The sequence below is a fragment of the Stenotrophomonas sp. 2YAF22 genome (assembly GCF_052114665.1).
In the GTDB taxonomy this organism is placed as follows: Bacteria; Pseudomonadota; Gammaproteobacteria; order Xanthomonadales; family Xanthomonadaceae; genus Stenotrophomonas; species Stenotrophomonas indicatrix.
In genome coordinates, this window is the sequence record NZ_JBFRFE010000168.1 from 1 (window position 1) to 7,155 (window position 7,155).

General features: G+C 66.6%; 8 protein-coding genes. 4 read left to right on the forward strand and 4 right to left on the reverse strand.

Annotated elements, in window-relative coordinates; genetic code table 11:
- Window positions 1-61: 61 nt before the first annotated feature.
- The 4 genes from tatC to AB4Y84_RS08820 all read right to left on the reverse strand — a co-directional run bounded on the left by tatC (window position 62) and on the right by AB4Y84_RS08820 (window position 2,489).
- Complete coding sequence (gene tatC / locus AB4Y84_RS08805; protein ID WP_099819942.1) at window positions 62-811, reverse strand: twin-arginine translocase subunit TatC; 750 nt, start codon at window positions 809-811, stop codon at window positions 62-64.
- Window positions 808-1,281 carry a Sec-independent protein translocase protein TatB gene (gene tatB, locus AB4Y84_RS08810; RefSeq protein ID WP_312112645.1) on the reverse strand — a complete coding sequence of 158 codons (474 nt, stop codon included), beginning with the start codon at window positions 1,279-1,281 and terminating at the stop codon, window positions 808-810. Before tatB ends, tatC begins: the two co-directional genes overlap by 4 nt.
- Window positions 1,282-1,296: 15 nt before the next feature.
- Window positions 1,297-1,524, reverse strand: a complete 228-nt coding sequence (gene tatA / locus AB4Y84_RS08815) for a Sec-independent protein translocase subunit TatA (protein WP_025878762.1) — start codon at window positions 1,522-1,524, stop codon at window positions 1,297-1,299.
- A 74-nt stretch (window positions 1,525-1,598) separates the two neighbouring features.
- On the reverse strand, window positions 1,599-2,489 hold the full coding sequence (locus AB4Y84_RS08820; protein ID WP_442250009.1) for a lipid-binding SYLF domain-containing protein: 891 nt from the start codon (window positions 2,487-2,489) through the stop codon (window positions 1,599-1,601).
- 178 nt (window positions 2,490-2,667) lie between these two features.
- Here AB4Y84_RS08820 and hemH point away from each other — a divergent pair, with 178 nt between their 5' ends.
- From hemH to AB4Y84_RS08840, 4 genes are all read left to right on the forward strand, one after another.
- A complete protein-coding gene (gene hemH, locus AB4Y84_RS08825; protein WP_442244281.1) occupies window positions 2,668-3,630 on the forward strand; it encodes a ferrochelatase in 963 nt (320 codons plus the stop codon).
- Window positions 3,627-4,484, forward strand: coding sequence for an alpha/beta fold hydrolase (locus tag AB4Y84_RS08830; RefSeq protein WP_442244236.1), 858 nt, complete (start codon window positions 3,627-3,629; stop codon window positions 4,482-4,484). The genes hemH and AB4Y84_RS08830 overlap by 4 nt, the downstream gene beginning before the upstream one ends.
- A gap of 127 nt (window positions 4,485-4,611) precedes the next feature.
- On the forward strand, window positions 4,612-4,761 hold the full coding sequence (locus AB4Y84_RS08835) for a hypothetical protein (protein ID WP_154231535.1): 150 nt from the start codon (window positions 4,612-4,614) through the stop codon (window positions 4,759-4,761).
- Between the two features lie 14 nt (window positions 4,762-4,775).
- Entirely contained in the window at window positions 4,776-6,872 is a 2,097-nt protein-coding gene (locus tag AB4Y84_RS08840) for a methyl-accepting chemotaxis protein (RefSeq protein WP_442244237.1), read from the forward strand.
- Window positions 6,873-7,155 lie beyond the last annotated feature (283 nt).

Below are 7,155 nucleotides of genomic sequence, written 5' to 3' on the forward strand. Positions count from 1 at the left end.
GTCTTCCACGCTTGAGCGGCGCTCAACGGTAGCGCCGGGCCATGCCCGGCACTACCAGGAATCAAGCAGCAGGCTTCTTGACCACCGAAGACGGCACCAGCCAGCGCGCGGCGTGGATGCCCAGCTCGTACAGCAGGCACATCGGGATCGCCAGCATCAGCTGCGACACCACATCCGGCGGAGTCAGGATCGCAGCGAGCACGAAGATGCCGACGATCGCGTAGCCGCGTCCTTCCTTGAACTGCTGCGGCGTGATCCAGCCCAGCAGCACCAGGATCACCATCGCCACCGGCAGCTCGAAGCTGCCGCCGAAGGCGAAGAAGATCGCCAGCACGAAGTCCAGGTAGGCATTCGCATCCGGCGTGATCGCGATCACTTCCGGGCTGAAGGTGGTGAGGAAGTGGAAGACCGCCGGCAGCACCAGGAAATAGGCAAAGGCGCAGCCGGTGTAGAACAGCAGCACCGAGGAGACCAGCAACGGCATCGCCAGGCGCTTCTCGCGTGCATACAGGCCCGGCGCGACGAAGGCCCACAGCTGGTACAGCAGCCATGGCACGGCCACGAACAGGGCCACGAAGAACGTCAGCTTCAACGGCGCGAAGAAGGCGCCGGCCGGGTTGGTGGCGATCATCGTCTGCCCATTGGGCAACTGCGAGATCAACGGCTCGGCCAGTGCGTTGTAAAGCTTCTGGGTAAACGGCAGCAGGCCCAGCAGCACAACGCCCAGCCCCAGCAGCGCACGCACCAGGCGCGCGCGCAGTTCAACCAGGTGTTCCACCAGCGAACTTTCGCCGAAGTCGTGTTCGCTCATGACGGGCGCTCCGTGCGCGCGGGCGTTTCGGTCGCGGTATCAGCAACGGCATCGCCCGCAGCTTCAGCGGTGGCGGGCGCAATGGCTGCACCTTCAGTCGACGCCACCACTGGCTCGGTCGCATCCGCCAGATGTGGGGGCTGTTCGGCCGGGGCCGGTGCACGCACCTGCTGCGCCAGCGTGTCGCTGTGCTGTTGCATCTGTTCGGCTTCGCGGCGCATGGCTTCGCCGCTGGCACGCAGCTGGTTCTCGGTGTCCTGCATGCCCTGGCGCACGTCCTGCATCTGCCGCTTGATGTCTTCGGCCTGCAGTTCGCGTTCCAGTTCCTGCTTGACCGAATCCCATTGATTACGCGCGCGGCGTACCCACAGTCCGGCGAAGCGGGCCGCCTTGGGCAGGCGCTCAGGACCGAGCACCACCAAGGCGACAACCGCGATCACCAGCAGTTCGCTGAAGCCGATATCAAACACCGCAACCGCTCCGGATCAACGCGGCTTGCGGTCGTGCTCGTCCTGCGCGGTGCGCGAGGCGTCCTGGCTGCGCGACTCATCGCCCAACTGTGCGTTCGGCTTGTCGTCGTCGTGCATGCCCTTCTTGAATTCCTTGACCGCCGAGCCGAGGTCCTTGGCACCACTGGTCAGGCGCTTGGTGCCGAACACCAGCAGGACGATGGCGAGCACGACCAACCAATGCCAGATGCTGAAACTGCCCATAAGTCGCTCGTTACGTTAGTGATCAGATTGCCGAGCATAGCGCACCGGCTGTTAGCCGGCGCGCGTGACGAAAGTCAGTTGTTGCCCAGTGTTTCAGTGCGGATTTCACCGTCGTTGACCGGCTGGAAACCCTGCTGGGCCGGCGGCGGGGTCTGCGGAACGGCCTGCAGCGGCGCCGTGGTCGCTTCAGCAGGCGCCGCTGGCGCTGCCTGAACAGGCTGCGGGGCAGGCGCTGCAGCGGCCGCCGGACGCGGTGCGTCATTGCCGCCATTGCGGTTGTTGCGCGCCGCGTAGGTGGCCTCTTCCAGGCGATCACGGAAAGCGACCACATCCATTGAAGGCGAGCCAGCCGCGCGGCCCTCGAAGATCATCCGCGGGGTGGTGTTGCTGCCGTAGGCGTCAAGGTTGGCAGCATCGTCGATCTGCAGGATCGCACCATCCAGGGCCACGCCARCGAACAGGCCGCGGGCGCGCGACCACGACCAGATCTCGGCCTTCAGCTGGCCATCGGTAGCGGCGGCGGCATTGCGGCCCACCGGGCCGGCAGCCACACCGGCATCGGCGCCGAGAGTGAATTTGCCGTTGACGAGGTTGTCCAGGCTGCGGTCGTTGCGGAACACGAGCACAACGTCGGAGGACTGCACACCGGCCTGGAAGCCGATGCTGCCACCGGTAAGCTTGATGAATACCGGGTTGGACCACGCACCATTGGGCATGCGCACCGACATCAGACCGTGGCCACGACGTCCACCGATCACCAGACCGGCCTTGATCGTGTCGGGAATGACGATGACCGCGCGGCCTTCGTCGAGCAATTTGTCCGGAATGCCCTGTTCGGGGATTCCCTGGATTTCAGCCAGTACACGCACCGCGTTGCGGGCGCGCTGGTCTTCCTGCGGTCCGGCCATGGCCTGGCTGGACAGCAGGCTGGCGGCGATCAGCAGGGCTTGGATCGGGCGACGCATGGCAGGCTCCAGAAGTCAGTCCATAGGAAGATATAGCAGAAGATATAGCAAGTGACTGAAATTAGTAGTGTTGTGATGAATCTCCAATGAGCGTTGCCTGCTCATATCGCCCTTGTCGATGACAACGATCCAAACCCTGCATACCGACGTGACGATGGAATCGGCGACAATACCGCCCATGCTCGACGCACCCGATACCGCCGTATTGGCGGTCAACCTAGGCACGCCCGAGACGCCGACGGCTCCCGCTGTTCGTCGTTACCTGGCCGAATTCCTGTCCGACCCGCGCGTGGTCGCCATACCGGCACTGCTGTGGCAGCCCTTGCTGCGCGGCCTGATCCTGCCGTTACGCAGTGGCCGTTCGGCCGCCAAGTACGCCCAGGTGTGGCTGCCGGAAGGCTCGCCGCTGATGGTCCACACCCGCCAGTTGGCGCAGGCGATGCAGGCATTGCTGCCAACGCTGCGCGTACGCCATGCGATGCGCTACGGCGAACCGGCGCTGACCACCGAACTGGATCGGCTGGCCAGCGAGGGCGTGCGCCGCATCGTGGTCTTGCCGCTGTATCCGCAATATTCGACCACCACCACCGCCTCGGTCGAAGACCGCGTGGAGGCGTGGCAGCGCAGGAACCCGCAGGTCACCGTCAGCCTGGTGCAGGACTATTCGATCGATCCGGACTGGGTCGCCGCCGTCGCCGGCTCGATCCAGCGCTTCTGGCAGCAGCAGGGTCGCGGCCAGAAGCTGATGTTCTCCTTCCATGGCATTCCGCAGCGCCTTGCCGATGCCGGCGATCCCTATCCGCAGCGCTGCGAGGCCAGTGCACGTGCGATCGCCGCGGCGCTCGGCCTGGGCGCGGACGACTGGCAGATGGGTTACCAGTCGCGCTTCGGCCGCGAACGCTGGCTGCAGCCCTACGCCGAACCCAGCCTGTGGGAACTGGCCGAGGCTGGGGTAAAACAGATCGACGTGGTCTGCCCCGGCTTTGCCACCGACTGCCTGGAAACACTGGAAGAAGTCGCCATGGGCTTCACCGAAACACTGGCCGAGCGCGGCGCACAGATGCGCTACATCCCCTGCCTCAACGCCGCACCGGAACACGCCCGCGCACTGGCTCGGCTGGCCGTGGCCTCGCTGGCATGAGCCTGCAGCCGTTTGAGCTGCAGGTCGCGGGCGTCCGTGTYGCCGGCCTGCGCCGGCCGGGTGAGGGTCCGCGGGTGCTGGCCCTGCACGGCTGGCTCGACAATGCGGCCAGCTTCGTTCCGCTGGCGCCGCATCTGCCGCACCTGGACCTGGTGGCGATCGATCTGCCCGGGCATGGCCACAGCGCGCATCTGCCGATCGGGGCGATGTACACCACGCCAGCAGCGATCACCCATGTCCTCGATGTCGCCGATGCACTGGGCTGGGACCGGTTCACCCTGATCGGCCATTCGATGGGTGCCGGCATCGCCAGCCTCGCCGCAGCGGTCAGTGATCGCATCGAACGGCTGGTCGCCATCGAGGCACTCGGCGGCCTGCGCGGGCCGGAGGAAGAAACTGCCAGCCGCCTGCGCGAGCACGTCGACGCCACCCGAGCACTGGCACGCAAGCAGCTGCGCGTGTTCCCGGACCTGGCTGCACCGATCCGGGCGCGGATGATGACCAATCAGCTCAGCGAAGGCTGCGCACGCCTGCTGGTCGAACGCGGTGTCGAGCCGGTCGAAGGCGGCTATCGCTGGTGCAGCGACCCGCGCCTGATGCTGCCCACCGCGATCCGCCTCAGCGAAGGCCAGATCGACAACCTGCTGCAGGCCATCACCTGCCCGACCCAGGTGATCTATGCCACGCCTGCGCAGTCGTACTATCCCGAGCCGATGCGCAGCGAGCGCCTGCAGCACCTGCGTGACGGCCGCCTGGCGGTATTCCCCGGCAACCATCATCTGCACATGGAACACCCGGCAAAGATTGCCGCGGTCATCGATGCATTCCTGAGCGGAAACAGCAACGCGCGCTGACCATCGTCGGCTGCGCGCACTTCACTCTGCGCCAGTGCGGCCGATAGAACGGTAGTGGGCCCCTGCGTCCACAGCACGCAGGCCCTTTGTGCCTGCGGCTCGTTCCTGGTTCTGCAAGGAAGACCGCATGTCCCGTCTGCTGCACCGTCATCCACAGGATGTGGTCACGGTGTCCGTCCTCCGCGTCGCTGCCTGCGCCGCATTCCCCGAATTCCCCGACCGTGCCGTCGTTGCGCTCATCCGCGCAGCGCGTTGCATGGCCGCTGCCGTCCGTTGATCCAGGAGTTGCCGATGTCCATTGCGTCCTCCCGCCCGCCCGACCAGGGCCGTGTCCCTTATCTGCAACAGCTGGCCCAGCGAGGCGATCGTCGCCTGCTGCTGGGCAGCGTGGTATTCGCAGCGATCGGCCTTGTGCTTGCCGTGCGCGGCACGTCGGTGCCCGCTGCGAGCACCGTTGTCGCCGCAGTGCTGCCAGCCGCCTGGCTGGGCTGGCGCCAGGCCGGCCATGCGCTCGCGCGAAACGGGCTGGCCGTAGTGCTTTCACTGCAGTTGAGCCTGCTCTGTCATATCAGCGGATTGAATGCCGCATTGCCCATCGCGCTGCTGCTGGGCGTGCTGCTCATCCAGCGTGACCGCATGCCGTTGTGGCTGGCCGGCGCCGTGGGTGTCAGTGCGTTGCTGGCGCCGTTGCTTGATGGGGCGGCCGTCCTGCCGCCGCTGTTGAATGCCATGGCCCTGGCGGTGCTGACGCTGGTGCTGGGCCAGACCGCCGCCCGCCTGCGCCAACAGAGTGAAGCGCTGGGTCACGGACCGCACCGCCTGGCCGCATTGGCGCGTGACATCGCCACGGGCGCCGACCTCGGCGCACACACCGACGCACGCAACTACGCACCCGGTTCCCTGGCCCACGCGCTGGCCGATACCGCACGCCATGTGCAGGCGCAGCGCGGCCGCGAGGCCGAAGCACATGCCGAGAACGCGCAGATCCGCCAGGCACTGGATGCCTCGCGCACGGCGATGATGATTGCCGACAACGATCACGTCATCCGCTACGTCAACCGCTCGGTGGTGGCGCTGCTGCGCAACCAGCAGGCCACGCTGCGCCAGGCCTTCCCCGATTTCGACGCCGAGCGGCTGGTCGGCAGCAGCATCCATCGCTTCCATGCCAACCCTGACCGCATCCGCGGCATCCTCAATGGGCTGCAGGCGACACACAACGGCAAGGTGCGGATCGGGCCGGTGCACTTCGCCCAGGTCGTCACCCCGGTGTTCGACGCACAGGGCGCTCGCCTGGGTTTTGCGGTGGAATGGCATGACCGTACCCACGAACTGACGCTGGAGAATGCCGTCGCCGGGATTGTCGATGCCGCCGCGCAGGGTGATCTGGAACAGCGCCTGCAGGCCAGCGAAGGCGCCAGCTTCCTCGACGGCCTGACCGGGGGCATCAACCAGCTGCTGGACACACTGGGCAGCACGGTCGACGAAGTGCGGCAGATGCTTTCGGCGATGGCCAACGGCGATCTCGACCGTCGCATGCAGGGCGAGTACCACGGCGCGTTCGCCGCCATCCAGCGCGATGCCAACGCCACCGCCGGCCAGCTGGCGCGCATGGTCGGCCACATCCAGCACTGCGCCACCACCATCAGCACGGCCGCCAGCGAAATCGCCGCCGGCAACGGCGCGCTGTCCGAGCGCAGCGAGCGACAGGCCGCTCATCTGCAGGAAACGGCCGCCTCGATGGAGGAGCTGACCGCCACCGTGCGCCAGAACGCAGCGCATGCGCGCCAGGCCAGCGAGCTGGCCGCCTCCACCCAAGACGCAGCAAGTGATGGCAACCACGCCATGCAGCGGGTGGTCGACACCATGCAGGCCATCGAGGGTGCGTCGAAGCGGATCGGCGACATTACCGGTGTGATCGACGGCATTGCCTTCCAGACCAACATTCTCGCGCTCAACGCAGCGGTTGAAGCGGCACGCGCCGGCGAGCAGGGGCGCGGGTTCGCGGTCGTCGCCAGCGAGGTCCGTGTGCTCGCGCAGCGATCGGCGGCGGCGGCCCAGGAGATCAAGGTCCTCATCGACGAGGCAGGACGTCAGGTCGGCGAGGGCGCCCAGTTGGTGGCCGATGCCGGACAGCGCATGCAGGGCATCGTCGGCGGCGTGGAGAACGTAAGCCACCTGATGCGCGAGATCTCGGCGGCGTCACAGGAGCAGTCCTCCGGTATCGAGCAGATCAACCAGACGGTGGTGCAGATGGACCAGGCCACGCAGCAGAACGCGGCGCTGGTGGAAGAAGCCACTGCGGCGGCACGTGAACTGCAATCGCAGGCAGGTGCACTGAACCAGGCGGTATCGGTGTTCCGGCAGCGCGAGGCCGCGTTGATCGACTGAGCCGCAGGCCTGCTCCCTTGAAGAAAGGCGGCGCCCGCAGGGCGCCGCCTTTTTGTTGGGCGTGGTTCCCGGCGAGGTTGTTTGACTCAACGGGTACGAAGGCAATCCGTTCAAGGCTGCCCGCGACACGATGATGAGGGTCGGGGCACCTGCTACTGCGGCGAAGCATATCCGCCAGCTCTGTGCTCCACAGAATGCGGCACTCCCTGGGCGCCGCATCTACGCGTGGGTGCTGAGTCCCGGTAGTGCCGGCCGCTGGCCGGCAACCTCATGAACATCACGC

What these genes read in the sequence shown, in the direction of transcription:
- AB4Y84_RS08840 (WP_442244237.1), top strand. Translation starts at nt 4,776, where the DNA reads ATGTCCATTGCGTCCTCCCGCCCGCCCGACCAGGGCCGTGTCCCTTAT.
- tatA (WP_025878762.1), bottom strand. Translation starts at nt 1,524, where the DNA reads ATGGGCAGTTTCAGCATCTGGCATTGGTTGGTCGTGCTCGCCATCGTC.
- hemH (WP_442244281.1), top strand. Translation starts at nt 2,668, where the DNA reads ATGCTCGACGCACCCGATACCGCCGTATTGGCGGTCAACCTAGGCACG.
- tatC (WP_099819942.1), bottom strand. Translation starts at nt 811, where the DNA reads ATGAGCGAACACGACTTCGGCGAAAGTTCGCTGGTGGAACACCTGGTT.
- AB4Y84_RS08835 (WP_154231535.1), top strand. Translation starts at nt 4,612, where the DNA reads ATGTCCCGTCTGCTGCACCGTCATCCACAGGATGTGGTCACGGTGTCC.